The sequence below is a fragment of the Beggiatoa alba B18LD genome, assembly GCF_000245015.1.
Classification (GTDB): Bacteria; Pseudomonadota; Gammaproteobacteria; order Beggiatoales; family Beggiatoaceae; genus Beggiatoa; species Beggiatoa alba.
The window spans coordinates 1,364,338-1,387,931 of sequence record NZ_JH600070.1 but is presented as its reverse complement, the minus strand read 5'-3'; the positions used below and the strand labels follow the sequence as shown (position 1 = coordinate 1,387,931).

Annotated in this window: 20 protein-coding genes; 9 read left to right on the top strand and 11 right to left on the bottom strand. The window is 42.0% G+C overall.

Annotated features, from left to right (window positions below):
- Positions 1–30 precede the first annotated feature (30 nt).
- The 3 genes from holA to nadD all read left to right on the top strand — a co-directional run bounded on the left by holA (position 31) and on the right by nadD (position 3,075).
- Positions 31–1,047 (top strand): DNA polymerase III subunit delta, encoded by a 1,017-nt coding sequence (gene holA / locus BEGALDRAFT_RS05565; RefSeq protein ID WP_002684545.1) that lies wholly within the window; start codon positions 31–33, stop codon positions 1,045–1,047.
- 96 nt (positions 1,048–1,143) lie between these two features.
- Positions 1,144–2,400 (top strand): glutamate-5-semialdehyde dehydrogenase, encoded by a 1,257-nt coding sequence (locus tag BEGALDRAFT_RS05560; protein WP_002684544.1) that lies wholly within the window; start codon positions 1,144–1,146, stop codon positions 2,398–2,400.
- A 21-nt stretch (positions 2,401–2,421) separates the two neighbouring features.
- Entirely contained in the window at positions 2,422–3,075 is a 654-nt protein-coding gene (nadD, locus tag BEGALDRAFT_RS05555) for a nicotinate-nucleotide adenylyltransferase (protein ID WP_002684543.1), read from the top strand.
- 15 nt (positions 3,076–3,090) lie between these two features.
- On the opposite strand, the gene BEGALDRAFT_RS05550 is transcribed toward nadD, so the two are convergent.
- The 3 genes from BEGALDRAFT_RS05550 to BEGALDRAFT_RS05540 all read right to left on the bottom strand — a co-directional run bounded on the left by BEGALDRAFT_RS05550 (position 3,091) and on the right by BEGALDRAFT_RS05540 (position 7,558).
- Positions 3,091–3,474 carry a zinc-ribbon domain-containing protein gene (locus tag BEGALDRAFT_RS05550; RefSeq protein ID WP_002684542.1) on the bottom strand — a complete coding sequence of 128 codons (384 nt, stop codon included), beginning with the start codon at positions 3,472–3,474 and terminating at the stop codon, positions 3,091–3,093.
- Positions 3,475–3,802: 328 nt separating this feature from the next.
- Positions 3,803–5,116, bottom strand: coding sequence for an FMN-binding glutamate synthase family protein (locus BEGALDRAFT_RS05545; protein ID WP_002684530.1), 1,314 nt, complete (start codon positions 5,114–5,116; stop codon positions 3,803–3,805).
- Between the two features lie 57 nt (positions 5,117–5,173).
- Positions 5,174–7,558, bottom strand: a complete 2,385-nt coding sequence (locus tag BEGALDRAFT_RS05540) for a 3'-5' exonuclease (RefSeq protein ID WP_002684528.1) — start codon at positions 7,556–7,558, stop codon at positions 5,174–5,176.
- A 233-nt stretch (positions 7,559–7,791) separates the two neighbouring features.
- Here BEGALDRAFT_RS05540 and argS point away from each other — a divergent pair, with 233 nt between their 5' ends.
- The 3 genes from argS to BEGALDRAFT_RS05525 all read left to right on the top strand — a co-directional run bounded on the left by argS (position 7,792) and on the right by BEGALDRAFT_RS05525 (position 11,299).
- Positions 7,792–9,552 (top strand): arginine--tRNA ligase, encoded by a 1,761-nt coding sequence (argS, locus tag BEGALDRAFT_RS05535; protein WP_002684527.1) that lies wholly within the window; start codon positions 7,792–7,794, stop codon positions 9,550–9,552.
- A gap of 1 nt (position 9,553) precedes the next feature.
- Positions 9,554–10,198: an SPOR domain-containing protein gene (locus tag BEGALDRAFT_RS05530; protein ID WP_002684526.1), complete on the top strand. Its 645-nt coding sequence runs from the start codon at positions 9,554–9,556 to the stop codon at positions 10,196–10,198.
- A 480-nt stretch (positions 10,199–10,678) separates the two neighbouring features.
- Positions 10,679–11,299 carry a response regulator transcription factor gene (locus tag BEGALDRAFT_RS05525; RefSeq protein ID WP_002684525.1) on the top strand — a complete coding sequence of 207 codons (621 nt, stop codon included), beginning with the start codon at positions 10,679–10,681 and terminating at the stop codon, positions 11,297–11,299.
- On the opposite strand, the gene waaF is transcribed toward BEGALDRAFT_RS05525, so the two are convergent.
- The 6 genes from waaF to BEGALDRAFT_RS05495 form a co-directional block, all read right to left on the bottom strand.
- Positions 11,283–12,302, bottom strand: coding sequence for a lipopolysaccharide heptosyltransferase II (gene waaF, locus BEGALDRAFT_RS05520; protein ID WP_002684524.1), 1,020 nt, complete (start codon positions 12,300–12,302; stop codon positions 11,283–11,285). The genes BEGALDRAFT_RS05525 and waaF overlap by 17 nt on opposite strands.
- Positions 12,303–12,314: 12 nt before the next feature.
- The gene (locus tag BEGALDRAFT_RS05515) at positions 12,315–12,524 is read right to left on the bottom strand and encodes a zinc-finger domain-containing protein (protein ID WP_002684523.1); all 210 of its coding nucleotides are present in this window, start codon (positions 12,522–12,524) and stop codon (positions 12,315–12,317) included.
- A 35-nt stretch (positions 12,525–12,559) separates the two neighbouring features.
- Complete coding sequence (locus BEGALDRAFT_RS05510; protein ID WP_002684522.1) at positions 12,560–13,483, bottom strand: branched-chain amino acid transaminase; 924 nt, start codon at positions 13,481–13,483, stop codon at positions 12,560–12,562.
- Between the two features lie 123 nt (positions 13,484–13,606).
- Complete coding sequence (locus BEGALDRAFT_RS05505; protein WP_002684521.1) at positions 13,607–14,593, bottom strand: KpsF/GutQ family sugar-phosphate isomerase; 987 nt, start codon at positions 14,591–14,593, stop codon at positions 13,607–13,609.
- Between the two features lie 118 nt (positions 14,594–14,711).
- Entirely contained in the window at positions 14,712–15,185 is a 474-nt protein-coding gene (locus BEGALDRAFT_RS05500) for a globin domain-containing protein (RefSeq protein WP_002684518.1), read from the bottom strand.
- A 238-nt stretch (positions 15,186–15,423) separates the two neighbouring features.
- The gene (locus tag BEGALDRAFT_RS05495; protein ID WP_040294881.1) at positions 15,424–15,939 is read right to left on the bottom strand and encodes an HNH endonuclease; all 516 of its coding nucleotides are present in this window, start codon (positions 15,937–15,939) and stop codon (positions 15,424–15,426) included.
- Between the two features lie 296 nt (positions 15,940–16,235).
- Here BEGALDRAFT_RS05495 and BEGALDRAFT_RS05490 point away from each other — a divergent pair, with 296 nt between their 5' ends.
- The 3 genes from BEGALDRAFT_RS05490 to BEGALDRAFT_RS05480 are packed head-to-tail and all read left to right on the top strand — an operon-like array spanning position 16,236 to position 19,744.
- On the top strand, positions 16,236–16,880 hold the full coding sequence (locus BEGALDRAFT_RS05490; RefSeq protein WP_040294880.1) for an MBL fold metallo-hydrolase: 645 nt from the start codon (positions 16,236–16,238) through the stop codon (positions 16,878–16,880).
- Between the two features lie 3 nt (positions 16,881–16,883).
- Positions 16,884–18,569 (top strand): tetratricopeptide repeat-containing sulfotransferase family protein, encoded by a 1,686-nt coding sequence (locus BEGALDRAFT_RS05485; protein WP_002684511.1) that lies wholly within the window; start codon positions 16,884–16,886, stop codon positions 18,567–18,569.
- A 5-nt stretch (positions 18,570–18,574) separates the two neighbouring features.
- A complete protein-coding gene (locus tag BEGALDRAFT_RS05480; protein WP_002684510.1) occupies positions 18,575–19,744 on the top strand; it encodes a MalY/PatB family protein in 1,170 nt (389 codons plus the stop codon).
- A 170-nt stretch (positions 19,745–19,914) separates the two neighbouring features.
- On the opposite strand, the gene BEGALDRAFT_RS19600 is transcribed toward BEGALDRAFT_RS05480, so the two are convergent.
- Together BEGALDRAFT_RS19600 and BEGALDRAFT_RS05475 are read right to left on the bottom strand one after the other, a co-directional pair.
- On the bottom strand, positions 19,915–20,040 hold the full coding sequence (locus BEGALDRAFT_RS19600; RefSeq protein ID WP_269719544.1) for a hypothetical protein: 126 nt from the start codon (positions 20,038–20,040) through the stop codon (positions 19,915–19,917).
- Between the two features lie 229 nt (positions 20,041–20,269).
- Entirely contained in the window at positions 20,270–23,593 is a 3,324-nt protein-coding gene (locus BEGALDRAFT_RS05475; protein ID WP_002684508.1) for an ATP-binding protein, read from the bottom strand.
- Position 23,594 lies beyond the last annotated feature (1 nt).

Here is a 23,594-nt window from a genome sequence, read left to right as displayed (position 1 = left end):
ATATGATGATTTTCTTTATTATTCTTCGCTATGCGTATTAAACCCGCTCAATTTTTAAACCATCTACAAAAACAAACCTACGCACCGGTTTATTTAATAACGGGCGAAGAACCCTTGCAACTGATGGAATGTAGCGATTTATTACGCCAATCTGCCCGCCAGCAAGGATTTAGCGAAAGAATTATCATGGTTGTAGATACCAGTTTTGATTGGAAAAGTGTAGAGCAAGAGGCGAATAGCCTTTCTTTATTCGCAACACGGCGATTATTAGAAATTCAACTAGGCAGTAAAACACCTAACGATGCGGGCACTAAAGTATTAACGGCTTATTTAAATAATCCACCACCTGACACGCTGTTATTGATGACTGCGGACAAGTTAGATAGTCAAAAGCAAAAAACCAAATGGTTTACCACCATTGAAGAAAAAGGCGTGATTGTTCCCGTATTCCCCTTAGAACTCGCAGAATTGCCCGCATGGATACAACATCGCTTACATGTGCAAGGACTTAAAGCAACACCTGATGCAATTCAAATGATTGCCGAACGCTCTGAAGGGCATTTACTCGCTTGTGCGCAAGAAATAGAAAAGTTAAAACTGCTTTACGGCACAACACAAACGATTGATATAGAACAAGTGATGGACGCAGTTGCAGACAGTGCCCGCTTTGAGATTTTTGACTGGGTCGATACACTTTTAAATGGCGAAACAGCCCGTTGTGTGCGTCAACTACAAGGGCTAAAAGCCGAAGGATACGACCCTGTTTTAATTCTCTGGGCATTAACAAAAGATATTCGCCTTCTTTGCCAAGTCACTTACGCCTTACAAAGCGGACAACGCGCCGACCAAGTTTTTCGTAATCTACGTATTTGGCAACAACGTCAAGCCATTATCCAAAAAGCCGCCAAACGTTACCCACCGACAAAATGGCAAACGTTTCTACAACAAACCGTTATCATTGACCGCATGATAAAAGGGGCTGCAAGCGGTAATGTCTGGGACGAACTCCTACGCCTCAGTGTACAAATCTCAGGCGTTAAACTGTAAATAAAAGAACACCATCCCCCCACTATTTTTTTTTGCCCACTAACTGATTGAAGGGCGTTATTTTAAAGTCATAAAAGGGTTGTTTGAGGACATCGTATGAGCTTACAAGCGGAAATGTTACGCATTGGAAAACAGGCAAGAAGTGCATCCGTACTGCTCGCAAAAGCAAGCACAGCCGTTAAAAATCAAGCCTTAGCCATTATTGCGGAACAAATAGAAAAACACCAAGAACGGTTACTCGCTGCCAACGCGCAAGACGTGGCAAACGGTCAAGCTAAAGGCTTAGACAGCGCATTGTTAGAACGCTTAACCATCAACCCCCAACGGGTTGCTTCTATGATTGAAGGTGTTCAACAAATCATTGCCCTCCCCGACCCTATTGGCGAAATTAGCCAATTACAATACCGACCTACAGGCATTCAAGTTGGTAAAATGCGCGTGCCTTTGGGCGTTGTCGGCATGATTTACGAATCCCGTCCTAATGTCACCATTGATGCCGCCGCTTTATGTCTCAAATCAGGTAATGCCACGATTCTACGCGGTGGCTCTGAAGCGGTGCACTCCAATCAAGCCATTGCCCAGTGTATCCACACAGGATTAGTCTGTGCAGGACTTCCCAGCACAGCCGTACAAGTAATTGAAACCACAGACCGCGCGGCAGTTGGTGAACTGATTAAAATGAATGAATACGTCGATGTCATCATTCCGCGTGGAGGTAAAAGTTTAATTGAACGTATCAGCCAAGAGGCTCGCGTGCCTGTGATTAAACACCTAGATGGCATTTGCCACGTTTACATAGATGACGAAGCCAATCTCGACAAAGCCATCGCCATCGCTTACAACGCCAAAACTCACCGTTATGGCACATGTAACACCATGGAAACCCTATTGATTGCCCAAGCAATTGCGCCACATGTTCTGCCCCATTTAGCCGACATGTACCAAACCGCAGGCGTAGAATTGCGCGGCTGTCCTGCCACACAAATTCTCATCAACGGCATTAAACCTGCGACAGAAGAAGATTGGCGTACAGAATATCTTGCCCCAATTCTCTCCATCCGCATTGTGCCTGATTTAGACAGCGCGCTGGAACATATCCGCCAATACAGCTCACAACATACAGACGCTATCGTCACCGAAAACTGGAGCAAAGCGCAACGTTTCCTTCGTGAAGTCGACTCTAGCTCCGTGATGATTAACGCCTCTACCCGTTTTGCTGATGGCTTTGAATATGGCTTAGGTGCAGAAATTGGCATCAGTACCGATAAATTTCACGCACGCGGTCCCGTCGGCTTAGAAGGGCTAACCTCACAAAAATACATCGTCCTTGGCGATGGACATGTGCGTGTATAACTTCTGAAATTAAATTAAAAAATGACAGACCCAGCACCGTTGTATAAACCTATAGGCATGTTAGGCGGTACGTTTAACCCCATTCACCATGGACATTTACGCCTTGCCCTAGAACTCTATGAACGCTTATCTTTTGCCCAAGTCCATTTAATCCCTGCGGCTAGTCCTCCGCATCGAGAAAAACCGACTGTGAATGCAGAATTGCGTTTTGCCATGGTACAAGCAGCGGTTGCTGGGGTGAATGGACTGATTGCCGATGACCGCGAATTAAAGCGTCAAGGCTATTCCTACACCATCGACACCCTCCGCAGTTTAAGAAATGATTACCCACAACACCCACTCTGTTTAATTCTCGGGATGGATGCCTTTATTGGGCTACCGACATGGCACGCATGGGAATCAATTATTGAACTTGCCCACTTAGTTGTTGTGCGTCGCCCTGGTACTTTATTACCAATGTCGCACCGTATGCACGACTTTTTAGTGACTCATCAAGTAAATAACATTGCAGAAATGAATAACCGACTCGCGGGAAAAATTTTAGTTGAAGAAATTCCTGCCTTAACCATTTCCGCAACCCAAATCCGTACTTTGATTGCACAACAACGTAATCCCAGCTATTTAATTCCCGCGCCTGTTTTTGAAATCATTGAACAATATCAGCTTTACAGATAGCCTGATATTTTATTTTTAGCAAGATGGTGTGCTAGCTTTATGCTTCTCAGCCATTGCTTGCATATGTGCCTGTTGCAAGCGTTTTTGCTCACGCAGTTTATGGCGACAGCTTGCACAACGCACGGCGGTCGAGTGAATATGCGCTTTAACCACTTCATACCACCACCGTTGTCTTTCTGCCGTCCAAACCGCTTCCGCGCCACAATCCCGACAGGTAAATGGATAATCCACATAATAATGCGGTAATAAGCTGTAAGTATGGTTATGCACTAATTGCAGGGGATTTGCTAAAACCGCCCCTTTAGGAATGATAATAGTCGGTGTAACCTTTAACTGATTCATGCTTTTTTTCAATCGTTTAGCCTTAATTTCTAAACGTCGCTGTTTATTACTTTTCATCAGACTATCTCGCTGAATAAACCTTTATAACCTGAGTTCGGCAAGTTTCTTTTAAAAAGACAACAGCTTGTCTGAATCAGAATTCACAGAATTTTCAGAATTAGCAGAATTAAAAAGCGTGATTCACCTAACTTTTTGATTTGAGGGTTTTAAATCCTGTTAATCCTGAAAATCCTGATTCAGACAATGTTTTAATCTTGTTATAGTAAACGTACTATAAAACGATGCGGATGACTGGCAGTCCTAAATTTAAATCACTTTATGGTACGATTACTATAGGTCTTTTTTTATCTGAATCAGGATATTCAGGAAAGAATTAAGCCCAATATCAACTATTCGGAATCCAATCCGTCCCCGCTAACGGCACTTTCGCCATTGCCGCCGCTTCAACTGTCAACGCCACCATATCCTCAGGTTCTAAATTCAAAACATGCGTTTTACCACAAGCACGAGCCAGCGTTTGCATGTCTAATACCATGGTTTTTAAATAATTCTCTAAATACTTTGCCCCTGTCTGTGGGTCTAAACGTGCTTGTAATTCTGGGCGATGGGTCGTAATCCCCGCAGGACATAAACCTGTATGGCAATGGTGACAATATCCTGCGACCGTCCCTAATACTTGATAATCCTCAAGATATTGCGCTTTATTACAACCTAACGCAATTAACGCCCCTGTCCCAATCGCCACCGCATCCGCACCTAACGCGATTGCTTTTGCAACATCAGCCCCGCTCCGAATACCTCCAGAGACGATTAACTGTACTTTGCGATGCATATCCAAGGCTTGCAAGGTTTCCACCGCTTGACGCACAGCAGGCAAGGTCGGAATACCCACATTTTCTAAAAAAACCTGTTGTGTGGCAGCCGTTCCGCCTTGCATACCATCTAATACAATCACATCCGCGCCCGCTTTAACGGCTAAAGCAACATCATATTTCACCCGTGTTGCCCCAATTTTGATATAAATTGGCTTTTCCCAGTCGGTAATCTCGCGTAATTCCAAAATTTTAATTTCTAAATCATCCGCGCCTGTCCAATCAGGATGACGGCACGCGCTATGTTGGTCTATGCCTTCGGGCAAATCACGCAATTGTGCAACCCGTGCCGTATTTTTTTCACCGAGTAAAATACCACCGCCCCCCGGTTTCGACCCTTGGTCGACAAGAATTTCAATCGCATCGGCTTGGCGCAAATCATCAGGATTAATACCATAGCGAGAGGGCGTAATTTGATAAACAACCGTGCGAGAAGTTTGACGCTCTTCAGGAATCATCCCCCCGTCCCCCGTCGTCGTACTTGTCCCCATCGCCCGCGCGGCTAAACCTATCGCTTGTTTCGCATTCACCCCTAACGCGCCAAAACCCATAGCAGAAAAGGTAATTGGAATAGCAAGCTCTATCGGTTTTTGCGCAAAGCGTGTGCCTAAAATAATGTTTGTATCACAACGTTCTCGATAGGCTTCTAAAGGGTAACGAGACATAGACGCGCCTAAAAAAACGAGGTCATCAAATGAGGGTAGCTGTCGTTGTGCCCCTAATCCGCGAATGTGAAAAATCCCTTGTTCTGCTGCACGGTGTATATCGGCGATAGCTGTTTGTGAAAAAGTAGCCGATTCATGTAAATAGCGGGGATTGACAGTCATAATGAAGTTATCTCAGTTAATCAAAGGCGTATCAAGCAGTCTATAGCGGTTTATGAGTTAATGACGCAATAATGCCATTATCCAAAAATCGCGCAAATATTCCATTTCAACGAAGTTTAAAGCCTGTTGTAAATCAACTTCTAAATCTTTATTTTGAATATCAATAATCAATTGATACAGTAATTCATAGCGAATACGGTCATCTTGTTCCATGACGTAATAATTGCCATTTTGGGCATTCATCAATTTTTCAATCTCATCCATGCCCACTTTCCCCTTTATCGCAGGTTCGCGGCTGTCACGACAGATACGAAAACGGTAATTTTTGTGCTGTAATACGAGTTCATTAAAATTTTTTAGCCGAGCGGTAAAAGAGTTACCAACTAGGTATAAAAAACCCACAACAAAGGTATTTTTCTTTGTCTTAATTTGTAAATTATCAGGTAGGCGTTTTTTGCCATAATGTAAACAATCTAGTTCAATATCAGCGTATTTAACGCTTTGAAAAGCTCTCATGATGGTTTGTAATTTTCCTACATCATCATGTTCCGTGATAATTTGTTTTTTACTGTAATCAGCAATTAATTGTTGTTCGATTCTGGCTAAGTAGTCTAGTAAGGTTTGTTCTACAGTAGCAGGGGTATTCGCCGTTTCTGCGGGGTTATTTTGGGAACTGGCGGGCGGTGTTGGTTCTGTAATCCCAATCTGTTGTTTTAATTGTTGGATTTCTTTTTTTAATTCACCAATAACATGCCAAATTTGTGCCTCAAATACTAATTTGTCGGTGTCTAAATGCGGTAAGCTAATACCCTCAGCGCGATAGCGGAAATATTCAGCCGCACGGTTTAAAACGGTGCGAATTGAGTAGAAACTCAAAATTTCCCTGAAATCGTTGTCGTTAAACAATTTTTCTAAATCAACGCCTTGGGTACTAGCCTTTAAATAGAGAATTTCCTTTAATATTTCTGTATCAGGACGGTTTAAGGTAATTCGATATTGAGAAATACGGTCAACGATAGAGCTATCAAAAATCGTTTGAAAAGTCATCCAGCGGTCAGGAAATAAATTTAGGATAATCAAACTATTTGGAACAGCTGTGAAAATTTCCTTTAACCCATTGCCAAACTGAGTAAGCAAGGTTTCATTGTCTTTTAAACCCTCTAACTGGTCAAAAACGATAATTAAGGGTTCATCAATCAAGGATAAACGTCCAAATACAATCATGGCTTGTAGAGAAAAATCTTCTAAATTCAACTCTTCTTCCCAATCAGGCAAGCCGACGAGTTGTAGTTCTTCTGTCTCTAAACTTGCGCCTGCAAGCCAACGTTTAACCAAGTCACGGCGATGTGGGTCACGGTAAGCGCAGTATTTAATCAAGCCTTGAATAATGGCAGTCGCAATGCCTGCAAAACTGTAACGACTTTCCCACCAGCGTCGGGTCATGCGTTCTAAACTCGCCCAGTTATTTCTTTTTATTTCCGTGCCTTCTGCGCCGAGTTTCGCGTAAATATTTAAATGGTCTGTTGTTAATGCGTCTAAAATTGGTTCATCTTTTTTCGTTTGTTTTTGCTGATAATGTTCAATCGCAATTTTAGAAAAACTGTGGGCTAAGAGGTATTCTAGTTGGGAAAATGGGGTATCGGGTACTTTTTCGATAAACGATTCTAAAATACGGCTATAAACATGATGCAAAATCGCGTCAGGGTTATTCGGTTGACGGATGAATAATAAGCGATTATTTTTTAAAACTTCTTGTGCTAACCGCATCATTAAATGGGTTTTTCCGCTTCCTGCTTCTCCGATGACTACCGCGCCTTTACTCTGATGATTTGGGTCTTGCTTGATTTCGTTTAAGATAGATTTTAGAGTTGCAAATTCATGTTGATAAACGCTTTTTAAGTCTAAGTGTTGTTGAAATGGGTTGTCGACGCGACTATCGCTAAATGGATTCATAATCTGTGGTTTTATTGAAAAATTGGCGGTTTGGGTCAAATGGCAATAAAGTTGATGGGTAAAAGCGGCATCATAACGGGCTGAATGAGCTGCATTTTGATTAAAAAATTGGTGATCTACTTTTAAGCCTAAATACTTGCTTAAATAGGCTAATGAATAAGATGTTGCTTGTGGTAAGGCTTGTTTAGCCATTAAAAACGTGCAAGCCGTTTTTAATGGTGGAAAAGTTAAACTTGCGCTTTTAAAACTTCTTTTCAAGAGTCTTATATCATGTTCGGCATAGTGAAAAACGAGGGTTTTATCGACGCTGAGTTGTAAGATGTCTTGTAAAATCGTTTTTAATGGTTTGTTATTAAACTGTATTTCCTGTTGTGTGTCTTGGTTAAAGGCTTCGTAAATCAACTTACCGTCTGCGTTTAAAATCGCAATTTCATTTAAAGTAGATTTACCTTCAGTATCAATGACTAAAAAATTTACATCGTGCATCATGATTGTAAACAAGTTGTTAGGGTGAGTCTGTCGACAGAATTAACAGAGTTACTAGGATTTTAAAAGCTTTTTTTCATCTTTCATGGTTTTCATGTACTTTGTTGGGGTGAAAAATAGTTGATTTATGGCAAACTATACGACATTTTGTCGTCGTCTTTGATAATGTGCTTGTCTCTCATGGTGAGTGGCGACGATTCTGGATATTTTGACCTAATTAGTAAACGAGGAATACCTTGAAAGTTCAGCTACAACAATTAATTAATCAAGCCTTAACAACTTTAAAAACGCAAGGGCTTATTCCCAATGATGCGGTATTGCCTGCCGTGCAAGTTGAACGCGCCCGCGACGCTTCACATGGGGATTTTGCGTCGAATATTGCGCTGATGTTAGCCAAACCCCTCAAAAGTCGCCCCCGTGATATTGCTATTCAAGTGTTGAATGCTTTACCTAAAGTAGAATGGATTCAAAAAGTTGAAATAGCTGGTGCAGGGTTTATTAATTTCTTTTTGACCAGCGATGCGTATTTGAATGTGGTTAAAACCATTCTGAATGCAAAAGAACAGTATGGACGTTCGCAGTTAGGCGCAGGTCAGTCGGTTATGGTGGAGTTTGTCTCTGCGAATCCGACAGGTCCTTTACATGTCGGACATGGTCGCGGGGCGGCTTATGGCGCGGCGTTGTCCGAATTATTAAGTGTTGCTGGTTATCAAGTTACCCGTGAGTATTATGTGAATGACGCGGGGCGACAAATGGATATTTTAGGGACTAGTGTCTGGTTGCGCTATTTAGAAGAATGTGGCGAGTCTTTTACATTTCCCTCTAATGGTTATAAAGGTGATTATATTCGGGATATTGCCCGCGATTTATACCGTGATCATCAAACGGCTTTCCAACGTTCTGCCAGTGCGGTCTTTGTGGATATTCCTGCCGATGAGCCACAAGGCGGCGATAAAGAATTGCATATTGATGCCTTGGTCGAGCGGGCAAAAAAATTATTAGGTGCGGACGATTATCGGACGGTGTTTAAACGTGGTCTCGAGGTGATTTTAGACGATATTCGTGATGATTTAGCCGAGTTTGGCGTGACTTATAATAATTGGTTTTCGGAATATAGTTTGGTTGAAAATGAGACGGTTAAACGCGGTCTCGAAAAGCTGGTTGCGAATGGTTTTACGTATGAAAAAGAAGGGGCGTTATGGTTTCGCTCTAGTGATTTTGGCGATGAGAAAGACCGTGTTTTAGTCCGTGATAATGGGCAAGCGACTTATTTCGCTTCTGATGTGGCGTATCACTTTAATAAAGTCGAGCGTGGTTTTCAGCAAATTATCAATATTTGGGGGGCTGACCATCATGGCTATATTCCTCGTGTTAAAGCGGCAATGTCAGCATTGGGGCTAAACCCTGAGTGTTTAACGGTGTTATTGGTGCAGTTTGCAACTTTATATCGGGGCACAGAGCGTGTGCAGATGTCGACGCGCAGTGGCGAATTTGTGACGTTACGCGAGTTACGCGATGAAGTGGGCAAAGATGCGGCACGTTTCTTTTATATTCAACGTAAATCTGAGCAACATTTAGATTTTGACCTAGAATTAGCTAAGTCTCATTCTAATGAAAATCCTGTGTATTATATTCAATATGCCCATGCACGGATTTGTAGTGTATTGCGTCAGTTAGCAGAGAAAAATTTGACTTGGTCAGTGGCTGAGGCAGATTTAAGCCGTTTAGAAACGGAGCATGAGCAAGCCTTATTAACGAGTTTATCGCGCTATCCTGAAATGATTGAAAGTGCTGCGCGTAATTATGAACCGCATCAAATTACTTATTATTTGCGCGAGTTGGCACAGGCGTTTCATGCTTATTACAACACGAGTATTTTTATCGTGGAAGATGATACCGCTTTACGCAATGCGCGTTTAAGTTTGGTTAAAGCGGTACAACAAGTGTTACAAAATGGTCTCGCAATTATTGGCGTATCTGCGCCAGAGGTAATGTAACGTGGCAGGAAATCAACGCCGCTTGCGCCGTGAGGATGTGCAATCTTGTCCCCCTTGGGCATGGTTTTTAGGGGGCGTTCTTCTCGGCATTTTCCTATCCTTTCTCGTTTATTTACGGGAAATCGCGCCTTATTTAACACAAGCTGCACCAACCCATGCAACAGAAACGCCCGTCGATGGCAATGCAACTGTTGCAACGGCATCTACAGAAACTGCAAAAATCGCTGAGAAGACAGAAGAGAAAAAACCAAAAACGGCAGAAAAACCCGCAGATAAGGCAACCATGCCCACACATTTTGAGTTTTATGATGTGTTAAAACAGCCTTCTGTCCTGCAACCCAGTCCTCATAATCCTGTGGCGGAGGCAGAAATGCCTCCAATAGAAGATAGCGCACCATTAGCCGTGCAAACACCGGGAACGTATTTATTACAAGCAGGGGCATTTAGAGACCGACGCGAGGCGGAGGGCTTAAAGGTGCATCTTGCAAATTTAGGATTAATTGCCAGCATTGAAGAGGCAACCCTAGATAATACAGGGGTTTGGTATCGTGTGCGTTTGGGTCCTTTTACTGACCTCGCAACGTTAAATCAAGTCCGTAGTCAGTTATCTGCTAGTAATATTACGTCTGTTATTCTCCGCTTTTAATGTAGTTATCTTTCTTTCACTTTCCCTTTATTGTGTATAGAGATACGTTTTAACGTATCTCTTGGAAAGGATGGTGGAAAATTTTTCATCCGACATTTGGGTTTTTTGGGCATACTTTATGCCTTTTATTCCGTTTTACTTCATACCTGACAGGCGTTCTTGCCTGTTCTTCCCTAGCAGCATTTGCAATAGATACCATGCAATTTTTCAAATAGTTTAAATTGATTAGCGATGCTTCGTTTTCTTATGAAAACGGTGGGCTATTTATATTTTTAAAAACACTTGAACAAAACAGGAAGAAAACGCATTTTTAGTTTGCTGGAAATTGACTGGAAAATAGCCTAATACACCCCTAAAACAGGTGGGGTTTATTCAGCTTAACTGGCAATAAATATGCGATGATAGGAAGCGTAAAAAGCATAAAAACACATAACTAGCAGTAAGGATTAAATAAAGAAAACATTGTTTGAGGTTTTCATCATGCCTTCTAATTTTGTGGTTTATGTCGTTGACGATGAGAAACCTATCCGTAAAGCAGTAAAGTTTTTTTTAAATAAAGCAGGTTTTGAGACGGAATTACTTGAGTCTCCCGATGATTTTCTCAATAGTTATGCGACAGAAAAAATGGGCTGTTTGTTACTCGATATTCATATGCCAAGTAGCAATAGTAATGGGCTTGCTTTTCAAAAAACGCTAAAAGAGAAATCTATTGATATTCCAGTCGTTATTATGAGTGCCCATGGGGATATTCCTTCTGCTGTTTCTGCAATCCGTGCAGGTGCAATGGATTTTATTGAAAAACCTGTTGATAAAAATAAATTGCTGTTTGTCGTTAATGAGTGTTTTAAATATTGTGTTGCTAATCGTGAAAAAATTGTTAAACGGCAACAACTTGAGCGTTTATTAAATACGCTCACACATCGTGAAACCGAAATTTTGCCATATTTGTGCAAAGGCTACACCAGTAAAGAAGTCGCAAATTCTTTGGATATTAGCAGTCGAACAGTTGAACGCCATCGCGCCAATATTTTGCGTAAGATGCAAGCGCATTCATTAACGAGTTTAACAACCGATTTAAAATTGTTTACCGCGTTTTGTTAGTGTTGCGCAACGCGGCAATGACCATATCTGGCTTTAAATCTTGTAAACAATGTGTGTGACCTAAGGGACAAACTCGTTTAAAACAGGGGCTACAGGGTAATGCAAGGTATAAAATTTGTGCCTGTGGCTGTAAAGGCGGGGTCATGGTAGGACTGGATGAGCCATAAAGCGCAATTAAGGGTTTATCTAAGGCAGCGGCGACATGCATCAGCCCTGAGTCGTTACTAATCACTTGTTGCGCAACTGCCATTAAATCCACCGCTTCCGCTAAATTTGTTAATCCACATAAATTAACGCAGTCAGTTGATTGCGTCATTTCTACAATTTCCGCGCCGACTGGGGCATCTTTTTGTGACCCTAACAGCCAAACCTGTCCCCCTTGTTGAATAAAATACTGAGCCACTGTAGAAAAATAGGCAGGCAACCAACGTTTAGCAATGCCATATTCAGCCCCTGCACAGAGAATTAATAGCGGTTTTTCTAGCGTGAGCTTTAAACGTGTTAATGTAGGGCTGGCTGATTGTGGGGTGAGTCGTGGCAGGGGGTAATCTGTTGCGGGGGTGTTTGCGGGTAAGGCGAGGGCAACGAATTGTTCAACCGTTTTGGGATAGCGTTGTTTATCTTTACGGCGGGCATCGGTTAATAAACCATAACGCCATTCACCTAAAAAGCCTATGCGTTGTGGAATTTTTGCCCAAGCAGGAATTAAGGCGGATTTCCAAGAGTTTGGCAAAATAAACGCTTGTTGATAATGTCCGCGTAGGTTACGCCCAATTTGTTGACGGCTATGCCAAGCCCATTGTCCGTGGGCAATATCGTAGTCGATGACTTGACGCACTTCGGGCATTCGTTGCAACAGTCCTGCACTCCAGCGTGGCGCAAGCACATCGATAGCGCGTTCAGGGGCTTGGGTTTGTAAAACCTGTATTAAACTGTGTGCCATGACCATGTCGCCAACCCATGAGGGGGCGACAAGTAGGCAAGCGGTTTGGGTGTCGAGCATTATGTATTATGTTTAGTGATGCCCGTGTTTTTCCCCAACATAGTTAAACACAGCACCGCAGTAGGGACATTTTGCTGACCCTGTTTCTGTAACGGGTAGGAAGACGCGAGGGTGAGAATTCCACAAACTCATTTCAGGGGTAGGACAGTGTAGGGGTAAATCTTTTTCAGTTACTTGATATTCATTTTTTTCGTTAGGGGTCGCATTCGCATGACGGCTCATCATACAATCCTTTTTTGTCAAAATCTGAAATAAGGTTATTTAACAGGGGTTAACCATTCTTTATGTTGTCCATGACGACCATGCACGACATCAAAGAATAAGGTTTGTAATTTTTCGGTAATCGGTCCGCGTTTGCCTGCTCCAATCGCACGGTTATCGAGTTCACGAATCGGGGTAACTTCGGCGGCTGTGCCTGTGAAAAAGGCTTCATCGGCAATATAGATTTCATCGCGGGTAATGGGTTTTTCTTTAATGGTTAAACCCAATTCGCTGGCGAGGGTAAAAATGGTGTCGCGGGTAATGCCGTTCAGCGCGGAGGTTAAATCTGGCGTGTAAATAATACCATCGCGGACGACGAATATATTTTCCCCGCTGCCTTCTGCAACATAACCTTGTGCATCTAGCAGTAGTGCTTCATCATAGCCACAGCTTAAGGCTTCTTGTAACGCCAGCATAGAATTCATGTAGTTACCGACGGCTTTAGCACGGCACATGGTGACATTGATATGATGGCGGGTATAGGAAGAGGTACGAATCCGAATGCCTTTTTCCATGCCATCTTTCCCCAAATACGCGCCCCATGTCCATGCCGCGATGGCAACGTGAACTTTTAAATTATCTGCCCGTAAGCCCATACCTTCAGAGCCGTAGAAGCATAAAGGACGGATATAAGCGGATTCGAGTTTATTTTCGCGCACGACCTCTAAAATAGCTTGATTAATCGTCTCTTGGTCGTGCTGCATGGGCATTGCCAAAATATGCGCAGATTCGAACAAACGACGGGTATGCTCTTTTAAGCGAAAAACGGCAGTTCCTACAGTGGTATTATACGCACGAATGCCTTCAAATACGCCCATACCATAATGTAAAGTATGTGTTAATACATGAACTTGTGCATCACGCCACGGTACTAATTGACCATCAAACCAGATGACTCCATCACGGTCAGCCATCGACATGAGTAATTCTCCTCGTTAATTTTTGGGATAAAATGAGACTATTTTACGCTTTTCTATGTCCACGAAAAACACGAAAAGCACGAAAAAAACTAAGTTCGTTCGTGTTTTTCGTGCCTTTCGTGGTTAAATAACGCCTGCTCTTAATAAATCATGAAGGTGTAAAACCCCCACTAAATTGCTGGCATCGTCTAGGACTAATAATGTTGTGATTTTATGCTGTTGCATCAGATTTAAAGCATCTACAGCCAAATAGTTCGCGTTCACCGTTTTTCCACCCCGTGTCATCACGGTTTGCACGTCGGTTGTGTGGACATTGATTTGTGTATCTAAGGCACGACGCAAATCCCCATCCGTAAATACGCCTAATACTTTATCCACATTGTCTAAAACAACAGTCATGCCTAAGCCTTTACGGCTCATTTCAACTAATGCATCACGAATGCTCGCTGTTCCCAAGGTGCGCGGAATGTCTGCCCCTGTGTGCATAATATCACTGACTAAGAGTAATAAACGCCGTCCTAAGCGTCCCGCAGGATGCGAGCGAGCAAAATCTTCAGCAGTAAAGCCTTTCGCCTCTAATAAAGCAACAGCTAAGGCATCACCCATAACCAGTGCGGCGGTTGTGCTGGCAGTTGGCGCAAGTCCCAATGGACACGCTTCTTTTTCAACACTAACATCAATATTAACCGTTGCATTTTTCGCTAACGTCGACTGTGGGTTGCCTGTTAGCGTGATGAGTGGCACACCTAAGCGTTTAATTAACGGCAAAATCGTTAAAATCTCATCCGTTTCCCCCGAATTAGACAAAGCTAACACCACATCTTTAGCGGTAATCATCCCTAAATCGCCATGGCTCGCTTCACCAGGATGAACAAAGAACGCAGGGCTACCCGTACTGGCTAAGGTTGCCGCAATTTTATTACCAATATGTCCCGATTTACCCATACCAATGACAACAATACGCCCTTGGCAGCTTAAAAAGTGTTCGCAGGCTTGGACAAAGGCTTGATTAATTCGTGTGGTTAAACTGGCGACGGCTTGCATTTCAGTTTGAATCACGGCAAGCCCTAATTGGCGGAGTTTTTCAGTTTCTGGCAGGGGAAGAGACATGGATTAACAAATTAAAAAATAGAGAATACAACGGAGATTATAAAAATATAATGTGGAAAACTATCACCCTGTTTTCCACAACATACATGATTAGTCGTAAAAAATTTTAGGTAAAAACTTATGCCATTACAACGTTCGCATGTTCTTTATTACAACAACGGGTCGATAACTCACGTTCACGTTCGATTAATAAATCAGCAAAGAAAAAATAAGCCTCTTTCCATGCACTAATAATTTCTTCACTCGCTTTTTTGCCTAAAATTTCTTGCACAGCCTGCAATAAAGATTGTCCAAACATGGTGTAATGCCCTGGATGAACATCAGCAATAACATGACGCTGGCTAATCGTTTCTAAGTCACTCGCAATAAAAACTAAATTATCCACATTTTCACAAAACGCCATAATGGAACGGGCAAGTAAATGAGGCTGGTTAGGCGGGGCTTTAGCAAATAAGGGTTTAACTTGAGGATACTTTTCAAACAAAATTTCGTAAGTCCGTTTGGCAATGGCTTCCCCATATTCACGCAGTAAAGGTGCGCTGCTTTTAATAACGGCTTTAACATCGGTGGATAAAGTATCATTGATTATCATGGTATTTTTACCTCTCTCATGATTTAACGCGAATTATTAGCGGAGGGTTAGGGTAAGCGGATTTATCGCCCTCTGCAACCATTAAATCTTCTCCTTGGGGGCATATCTTATAGACATTTCACTAAGTTTAGAGGTAAAACTAAGCATTTGCCATGCAATTTTTTTTATTGAATTTATATCAAAATAGGGCGAATAAATTCGCCCACAAGACTAAACAGACGATTAAAGAAATTGTTCATCAATTATCAAGATGATGCTCGCGCCAAAATTGGGCGGCAAAGTTTAGGGCTGGGTGACTGGGTTGTTGGGGGATGGTTTGCAAAATCATATTGGCTTGTAACGGGGTTCTATCTCCTTTACGGTTATTGCAACGTTCGCAAGCGGTAACAACGTTATCCCAAACATGTTTCCCACCTTTAGAGCGCGGAATCACATGGTCAATCGTCAAGTTTTTCGTACTACCGCAATACTGACACGTATGCTTGTCACGCCGTAAGATTTCCCGACGATTTAATGTCGGTGCACGCCATGCGCGTTCTACAGGAGTAACAGTTAAACGAATTTGGTAAGGCACAATCAGAATCATTGTGGGTGAATGCACGGCAATTCCCTTACCTTGATTAAAATCCAATGGCTCTGCCTTACCCGTAATCAAAAGCGTAATGGCACGCTTAATATTAATCTGGCTAATCGGCAGATAGTTTTTTGAAAACACAACAATGGACTGACTTAACATTTCAATAGAACTTGTCACGGTTCATCTTCGATTTATCACTAAACCGACTCCTTTTAAGCGTTGAATAATTAATAAATATAAATAATGCCTTACCAAAGCAGTTTAGAAAAAACTGACAATGCAGTTACATTACATAGCACGTGGATTTAATAGGGTCAAGGAAACAAGCTGTTATCAACTTGAAAAGGTGATTTGTTATAAAGATAAGATAAACCGTTAAAATCGCTAAGGCAGTTTGAACATTGAGAAAAAAATGTGTCGTTCTTCAAAATTTTCAGTAATATCTGCTTTCTTGAATTTATCGAAAGAGCTTAATGATGCAATATACAACAGTTTCAGTAACCCCTTATTTACAAAATTGTTCCTTGCTTTGGTGTGAAAAAACCAAAGAGGGCATGGTTGTCGACCCTGGTGGCGATGTTGCACGTATTTTAAGTGTTATTAATAAGCAACAAATTGCTATCAAAAGCATTTTATTAACGCATGGACATTTAGACCATGTAGGCGGTGCGGTTGAATTATCACATCACGTCAAAGCCCCCATTTTAGGCCCTCATCAAGCAGATAAGTTTTGGTTAGACGCACTACAAGAGCAAAGCCGCGCTTTTGGTTTTCCACCGCACGAGCCTTTTATCCCACAACGCTGGCTCAATCATGGGGATTATGTTGAGTTTGGTAATGAGTCTCTTGAAGTACGTCATTGTCCTGGACATACACCAGGTCATGTGATTTTTTTTAATAAAAATAAAAGAATAGCGTTTGTCGGCGATGTGTTATTTAAAGGCTCTATTGGTCGGACAGATTTTCCACAAGGAAATCATAAAACCTTAATCCACTCCATTAAATCGCAGTTGTGGACATTAGGCGATGAAGTCACCTTTATTTCTGGGCATGGGGAAAGTTCAACGATTGGTGAAGAACGCGACACAAATCCTTTTGTTGATGGACATCTACTTTAAACCATGAAACCTGCTAACTCACAAGCTCAATTAGCTCAACTATTTAACGAAGCCATCCACTATCAGCAAAAAGGGCAATTTGCCTTAGCAGAAAAATCGCTCCGCCAAGCCTTAAAACACGCGCCACAACATCCTGAAATTCTGCACGCATTAGGGCTTGTTTTACATCAACAAGGTCAAACCGCCGAAGCAATTAAACTGTTAAAAAAAGCCATTGCCAATAAATCGGACGAGGCAATTTATCACAATAATCTGGGTAATTTACTGAATGAACAAGGCAATATTGCGCAAGCGATTACCGCTTATCGAGCTGCCTTGCGACATAAACCGAATCATTTAAATGCGTTATACAATCTCGCTTGTTTATTAGAAAAACAAGGCGACTATGACGGCGCAACTCAATGTTTACGCCATCTTGTTAAACTCGCGCCCCAAGATGCACAAGCATGGAATCAACTCGGCTCTTGTTTATTAGAAGATTGGCGGTATAACCACAGTGCAGAGGCTATCGCCTGTTATCAAAAAGCTGTGCAATATCAACCAAATTATGCCGATGCGTGGAATAATTTAGGCATTGCTTATATGGATTCGGGCAACAGTCAAACGGCAATCGACTGCTATCGCCAAGCCTTACGCTGTAACCCACAATATGCACGGGCTTATGAAAATTTAGCACGGGCGAAAAAATTCACCACAAACGACACAGCCGATTTAATTGCGATAGAAAATTTATTAGAAAATAAAGAACTAGATAATAATGCACGTTTATATCTACACAGTGCACTGGGCAAAATTTACGACGACTTAAACCAATATCCGCAAGCCTTTCATCATTATCAACAAACAAATCAACTGAAACAGCAAACAATTCAGTACGATTACCGACAACATAGCGCGTGGATAGATGAAATTATTCAAACATTTAACGCGGACTTTTTCCAACAACACACACAAACAGGCAACCCAAGCACTGCCCCTGTGTTTATTATCGGCATGATGCGCTCAGGTACGAGCCTTGTAGAACAAATTCTTGCCAGTCATCCGCTAGTTTACGGCGCGGGCGAATTGAACTACTTACCCCAACTCGCGCAACAACTACCTCAGCTATTAAAAACAACAAACACCTTTCCCGCCTGTATTGCCGCCCTTTCTGCCAACACCTGCCAACAACTTGCCGATACCCTGTTACACCGCTTACACGCCTATCAACCCCAAGCGCAAAAAATTACAGACAAACTCCCCGCTAACTACCTTTATTTAGGCTTGATTTATTTACTATTTCCCAACGCAACCATTATTCACTGCCAGCGCGACCCTTTCGACACCTGCTTATCTATTTACTTTCAACGTTTTAGCAAAAATCATCCCTACGCCTATGACTTAACGAATATCGCCCATTACTATCAAGACTACCAACGCCTGATGCAACACTGGCAAACTATCTTCCCAGCCCCGATTCACACCGTTGACTATGAAAACTTACTCGCCAATCAAGAAAACGTTAGCCGTCAACTCGTTGCTGCTTGTGGCTTAGAATGGGATGAACACTGCTTAAACTATCATCAAACCACACGCACCGTGCGCACCGCAAGCCATTGGCAAGTTCGACAACCTGTTTATAAAAGTTCATTAGCCCGTTGGAAACATTACGAACCCTACTTAAAGCCGCTCAAAGAAATACTGGAGTAAAATAAATGACTTCTCCGTTTGACCAAATCACCAACCGCCACGACACGGACAGTATAAAATGGCAACGATATGGCGCGGATGTATTGCCGATGTGGGTTGCCGATATGGATTTCCCCTCACCAGAGCCGATTCTCACCGCATTAAAACAACGGATTGAACATGGTGTTTTTGGCTACGGTTCAGAACCTAAAATCCTATTAAATCTACTGGTTGAACGACTCGCCCACTTTTACAACTGGCAAGTTAGCCCTGAACACATCGTCCTATTACCTGGATTAGTCAGCGGATTAAATATTGTTTGTCGAGCAATTGGTGATGTTGGCGATGCCGTATTAACCCAAACCCCTGTTTATCCGCCTTTTCTCTCCGCACCCACCAACCAACAACGCGAACTTCAAACCGTTAGCCTGCAATATGAACAAACCAAACAATTTTTAAAATACCGCATGGACTATGAAGCGTTAGAAAAAGCGATTACACCACGCACCCGCCTATTTTTACTCTGCCATCCGCACAACCCCGTTGGGCGACTCTTTACCCCTGAAGAATTACAACAACTTGCAGAGATTTGTTTAAAACATCAATTAGTCATTTGCTCCGACGAAATTCACTGCGACCTACTCCTAGACGGACGCACACACACGCCACTTGCCGCACTCTCGCCTGAAATTGCAGACAACTGCATTACTTTCATGGCAGCGAGTAAAACCTTTAATATTGCAGGCTTAGGCTGTAGCTTTGCCATTATCCAAAATCCACAACTGCGCCAACAATTCAAACGCGCAATGCAAGGGATAGTGCCAGAAGTCAATATTTTAGGCGTAACGGCGAGTATTGCTGCCTATCAATCCTGTGAAACATGGCGACAAGATTTATTAGACTATTTAAGCCATAACAGCCATTTTATAAGCTACTTTACAACCATGTATTTGCCTGAATTGAATTTAACCGCGCCTGAAGCGACTTTTTTAGGCTGGTTAGATTGTCGTGCGTTACCCGTTGCTGACCCATTTCAATATTTTTTAACTGAAGCAAAAATCGCCTTTAACGATGGCGCAACTTTTGGCGAAGGCGGAGCGGGTTTTATCCGCTTAAATTTTGGCTGTCCGCGTGAACAGTTGATTAAGGGATTAAATCGGATACGCGATGCGGTTGGGAAGTTGAAAAAAGCCTGATTCAGAGCGAGACCTGCTAGGTTTTTAAAGCCTAGCAGGTCTTTTTTTGTCTGAATCAGAATTCACAGAATTTTCAGAATTAAAAAACGTGATTCGCGTTAATTTCTTGGTTTAAGGAGTTTAAATTTTGTTAATTCTGAAAATCCTGATTCAGACAATCTCTTGTCTTTTTAAAAGAATCTCGCCGAACTCGGGCTAATCCCTAGACGTTTTAACGCATGGCGAATTCCCCCTTCCGTCATTCCAAACTGTGTTGCGCGTTCATCATGGTAAGCATTGGGGATATAACGCAACATCTTGTTTTAGGGCTTCCATGTCTATTTAGGTTGGTTTGTTACGTGTTTGTTTGGCTTCCGATACTTTGCTCTACCTGACGACGCTTGCGATGGCTATTTGAAAGCGTTTCGCTACCGCTGCTAGGGTGAGATTTTCTTCTTGTTTCACTTTTAATACTTTCTTACGGAAATCTATTGAATAGGTTATTTTTTATTCTCTTTTTATGGTACGGTAACTATATTTCCGTTGTTACTTCTCTTGTAATTCCTCTACGCCTTCCCAGTCATCAGGCACGCCATGCACGGCGTAGTATTGACAGCGTTCTAAATAAAATTCAGCAACTTTATCAGCGGGATTTTTCTCGATGAGTTCCGCAAATTGTTGGGTTGCTGGGGTAAAAGATTTTTGAAAGAACGCTTGTATCGCTTGATTAAAGATAGCGAGATGTTCAATTTTCAGTTGGCGGGTGTTGAGGTCTGGCTCTGCGTCTAGGACTTCTATCACTTGTACTGGTTCACGTTTGCCTTTTACTCGTAAATTGCCTAAAAATCGGCAGTGATAAGCATCTACTTTTTCTAAATTTTCTAGGAGTTGTTGACTAATAACGAGTGAGACATTGTACATTCGTGTGAGTCCTTCCATACGGGAGGCTAGGTTGACTGCATCCGATATGACTGTGCCTTCCATGCGTTTTTCTTCGCCAATAGTGCCAAGCATTAGTGTGCCAATATGGAGACCAATGCCAATACGAATAATAGGGCGACCTGGACGACCGCGTGTTAAGTTGTATTTTGCGAGGGCATTTAACATGCTCAGTGCAGCTTGTAGCGCGTCGTCGGCTTTATTGGGAAAGAGCGCCATCACTGTATCGCCGATGTATTTATCAATAAAGCCGTTGTATTGGCGTATCACAGGACTAACTTGTTGTAGGTAGGCATTGAGAAAGTTGAAATTGTCTTGTGGGCTCATGCTTTCAGAGAGGCTGGTAAAAGAGCGAATGTCTGCAAAGAGGACTGACATGCGTTTTTGAACGTGGTCGCCTAAACGGACATCGATGATGCTGTCTTTTTCTAGGAGCTTTAGGAATTCTAAGGGGACAAAGTGGCTGTAGGCGATGTTGATACGTGATAGGTTGATGTGTGTTTTGATACGGCTGAGTAGTTCTACTTTGGAAAAGGGTTTTGTGATGTAGTCATTCGCGCCGACTTCTAAGCCTTCAACTAGATCATGTTCTTGGCTGCGAGCGGTCAGCAGGATGACGGGCAGTTGTGTTGCAGGATATTGGGTGCGAATGATACGACAGACATCAAAGCCAGACATTTTCGGCATCATGATATCTAGGAGAATCAGGGCGAATTCTTCGCCAGCCCAGAGATGGTCTAGGGCTTCGTGTCCGTCAACAGCTTTAACCGCTTGGTAGTTTGCTAGTGATAGTTGATTTTCTAAGACTTTTAGGTTGACGGGGTCATCGTCCACAATCAGGATGCGGAAAGGTTTGTGGGTGTTGTTATGGCTAGGCTCTGCGGCAAGCATGGCAGGTAATGGGGCGTTGTCATGTAGAGCGCGATTTTCTGCGAGTAGTAGTTCAAAGGGAAGGGGGAGAGATTCGTTGTCTGTTTTAGCCGTATGTTGTTCTTCTGTGGTTGGCAGTATGGCAGTGTCAAAAAAGAGGCTATCGCGTTGGGCAAGTGGTAGGGTGAAGCTGAAACGGCTACCTTTACCAACCGTGGATTGTAGGCGAATTTCGCCCCCATGAAGTTCAACCAGTTTTTTGGTAATGGAGAGTCCAAGCCCCGCACCACCGTATTCTCGGGAGATAGAGGCATCTGCTTGTTCAAAGGCATTAAAGATTTTGTCGATTTTGTCTTCGGGAATCCCGATACCTGTATCAGTGATGGATATCATTAAAAATTTTTCGTTGTATTGGCTACTGAAGATTTCGATACGTCCAAATTCGGTAAATTTAATAGCGTTGCTGATGAGGTTGAGGAGAATTTGTTGTAAGCGGTCTTCGTCCGCTGTGACGAGAACGTCATCAGCAATATGGTTGATTAAGATAAGGTTTTTACTCCCTATCAGGGGATGGGCAATATTCAACACAATATCGCTGACTATGCGAATATCAACGGGTTTAGGATGTAGGATGAGTTCGCGGTGTTTTAGTTGGGCGAAGTCTAGTAAGTCATTAACTAGGTTAGAAAGACGCTTACCACTAAGAGCAATCAGTTGTAAATTTTGTTTGAGTGTATCGGCTAATGCACCTGAAACGCCATCGAGCATGGATTCTGTAATGCCAATAATGCCGTTAATCGGGGTGCGTAGTTCATGGGAGGTGTTGGAAAGAAATTCATCTTTCATGCGGTCAAGCTTTTGTAATTCTTGGTTTTGTTGTTTAATTTGATTGATAAAAGTCAACATGCTGTTGACCATCAAATTAATACTGTGTTTAAGAATTTTCAGTTCATTATTGGTTTTTACGGTGATTGGATGGTCTAAATTACCCAATGCAATGATATTAATGCTTTGAATAATGGCTTTTAATGGGCGTGTAATGTAGTCAGCGATAAGGTAAGTGAATAAAACACTGAGCACAATGCTGGTCACAATAATGAGGTAATAGATGTTACTCAGTTGTGTAAGGCTATCATTGATGATATTACGGTTATAATTGATTTCTATGATTTTACTGGGGTCTGCAAGTCCTGTATTTTGTTCATCGCTTAAATTGATATATAGATAACGTGCGTTTAAATTAGCTGTAGTAAGATAATTCGGTGGCGTGCGGGTGTTACTCATTTCTGTAATGATTTTTTTAGTTTTACTGTCGACTAAGGTTTCATCATTTAGAAGTGATTCATTTAAGTTAAAAATTCGTATATTACTAATTGTGTTATTAATCAAACGTAGTTGATTAGCCAATTTAGCAACATCAAATGTATCAATAATATGGGGATAGCGTTGCGTGCTGACATAAATAACGACAAATTGGTTAGTTTTATAAGGGTTAGGAATATAAGCTAATTTTCCGACACGTTGACGGTTATAATCATAAATAGTACGGCTATATAATGGAGTTTTTGCGTTATATGAATTATTTAATAAATTATACATTTTAGGATATGTTTGGTAATTTGCTCCTAACCAACGTAACCTACTGCTATATCTGACTATTCCTGTCTCGTCTATTAAAAAAATATCGCTTTCATCCTCTAAGGTTAAGTCTTTTTTAATGATATTCCAGTCTGTTGTATTATCAATCGTGACTGATTGCTCCATCCATCGTTTTACAATAGGTACGGTTTTATCTAATTTTTCCCGCAGGCTATCGTCAACAATTTTTTGATTCGTTGCTAACAAGCGAATTGCATGGCTGACATTGCTATCGGTTTGTTGCTGAATATGATGATACATCGCCTCTAAATAGTCTTCTGTTTCCCAATAATGAATAGATGCCGTAATCAGTAATAGCAGAGAAACCAAGCCAACAAATGCCCCTGTCAGCCCATAACGGAGGGGGATATATATAATTTCATTGGTATAAATATGTTGGAATGATTTAGTAATGAATGACATA

Bases quoted from the DNA above. Each gene is read 5' to 3' on its own strand.
- holA (WP_002684545.1), top strand. From the start codon at position 31: ATGCGTATTAAACCCGCTCAATTTTTAAACCATCTACAAAAACAAACC.
- BEGALDRAFT_RS05560 (WP_002684544.1), top strand. From the start codon at position 1,144: ATGAGCTTACAAGCGGAAATGTTACGCATTGGAAAACAGGCAAGAAGT.
- nadD (WP_002684543.1), top strand. From the start codon at position 2,422: ATGACAGACCCAGCACCGTTGTATAAACCTATAGGCATGTTAGGCGGT.
- BEGALDRAFT_RS05550 (WP_002684542.1), bottom strand. From the start codon at position 3,474: ATGAAAAGTAATAAACAGCGACGTTTAGAAATTAAGGCTAAACGATTG.
- BEGALDRAFT_RS05545 (WP_002684530.1), bottom strand. From the start codon at position 5,116: ATGACTGTCAATCCCCGCTATTTACATGAATCGGCTACTTTTTCACAA.
- BEGALDRAFT_RS05540 (WP_002684528.1), bottom strand. From the start codon at position 7,558: ATGATGCACGATGTAAATTTTTTAGTCATTGATACTGAAGGTAAATCT.
- BEGALDRAFT_RS05525 (WP_002684525.1), top strand. From the start codon at position 10,679: ATGCCTTCTAATTTTGTGGTTTATGTCGTTGACGATGAGAAACCTATC.
- waaF (WP_002684524.1), bottom strand. From the start codon at position 12,302: ATGCTCGACACCCAAACCGCTTGCCTACTTGTCGCCCCCTCATGGGTT.
- BEGALDRAFT_RS05515 (WP_002684523.1), bottom strand. From the start codon at position 12,524: ATGAGCCGTCATGCGAATGCGACCCCTAACGAAAAAAATGAATATCAA.
- BEGALDRAFT_RS05510 (WP_002684522.1), bottom strand. From the start codon at position 13,483: ATGTCGATGGCTGACCGTGATGGAGTCATCTGGTTTGATGGTCAATTA.
- BEGALDRAFT_RS05505 (WP_002684521.1), bottom strand. From the start codon at position 14,593: ATGTCTCTTCCCCTGCCAGAAACTGAAAAACTCCGCCAATTAGGGCTT.
- BEGALDRAFT_RS05500 (WP_002684518.1), bottom strand. From the start codon at position 15,185: ATGATAATCAATGATACTTTATCCACCGATGTTAAAGCCGTTATTAAA.
- BEGALDRAFT_RS05490 (WP_040294880.1), top strand. From the start codon at position 16,236: ATGATGCAATATACAACAGTTTCAGTAACCCCTTATTTACAAAATTGT.
- BEGALDRAFT_RS05485 (WP_002684511.1), top strand. From the start codon at position 16,884: ATGAAACCTGCTAACTCACAAGCTCAATTAGCTCAACTATTTAACGAA.
- BEGALDRAFT_RS05480 (WP_002684510.1), top strand. From the start codon at position 18,575: ATGACTTCTCCGTTTGACCAAATCACCAACCGCCACGACACGGACAGT.
- BEGALDRAFT_RS19600 (WP_269719544.1), bottom strand. From the start codon at position 20,040: ATGTTGCGTTATATCCCCAATGCTTACCATGATGAACGCGCAACACAG.
- BEGALDRAFT_RS05475 (WP_002684508.1), bottom strand. From the start codon at position 23,593: ATGTCATTCATTACTAAATCATTCCAACATATTTATACCAATGAAATT.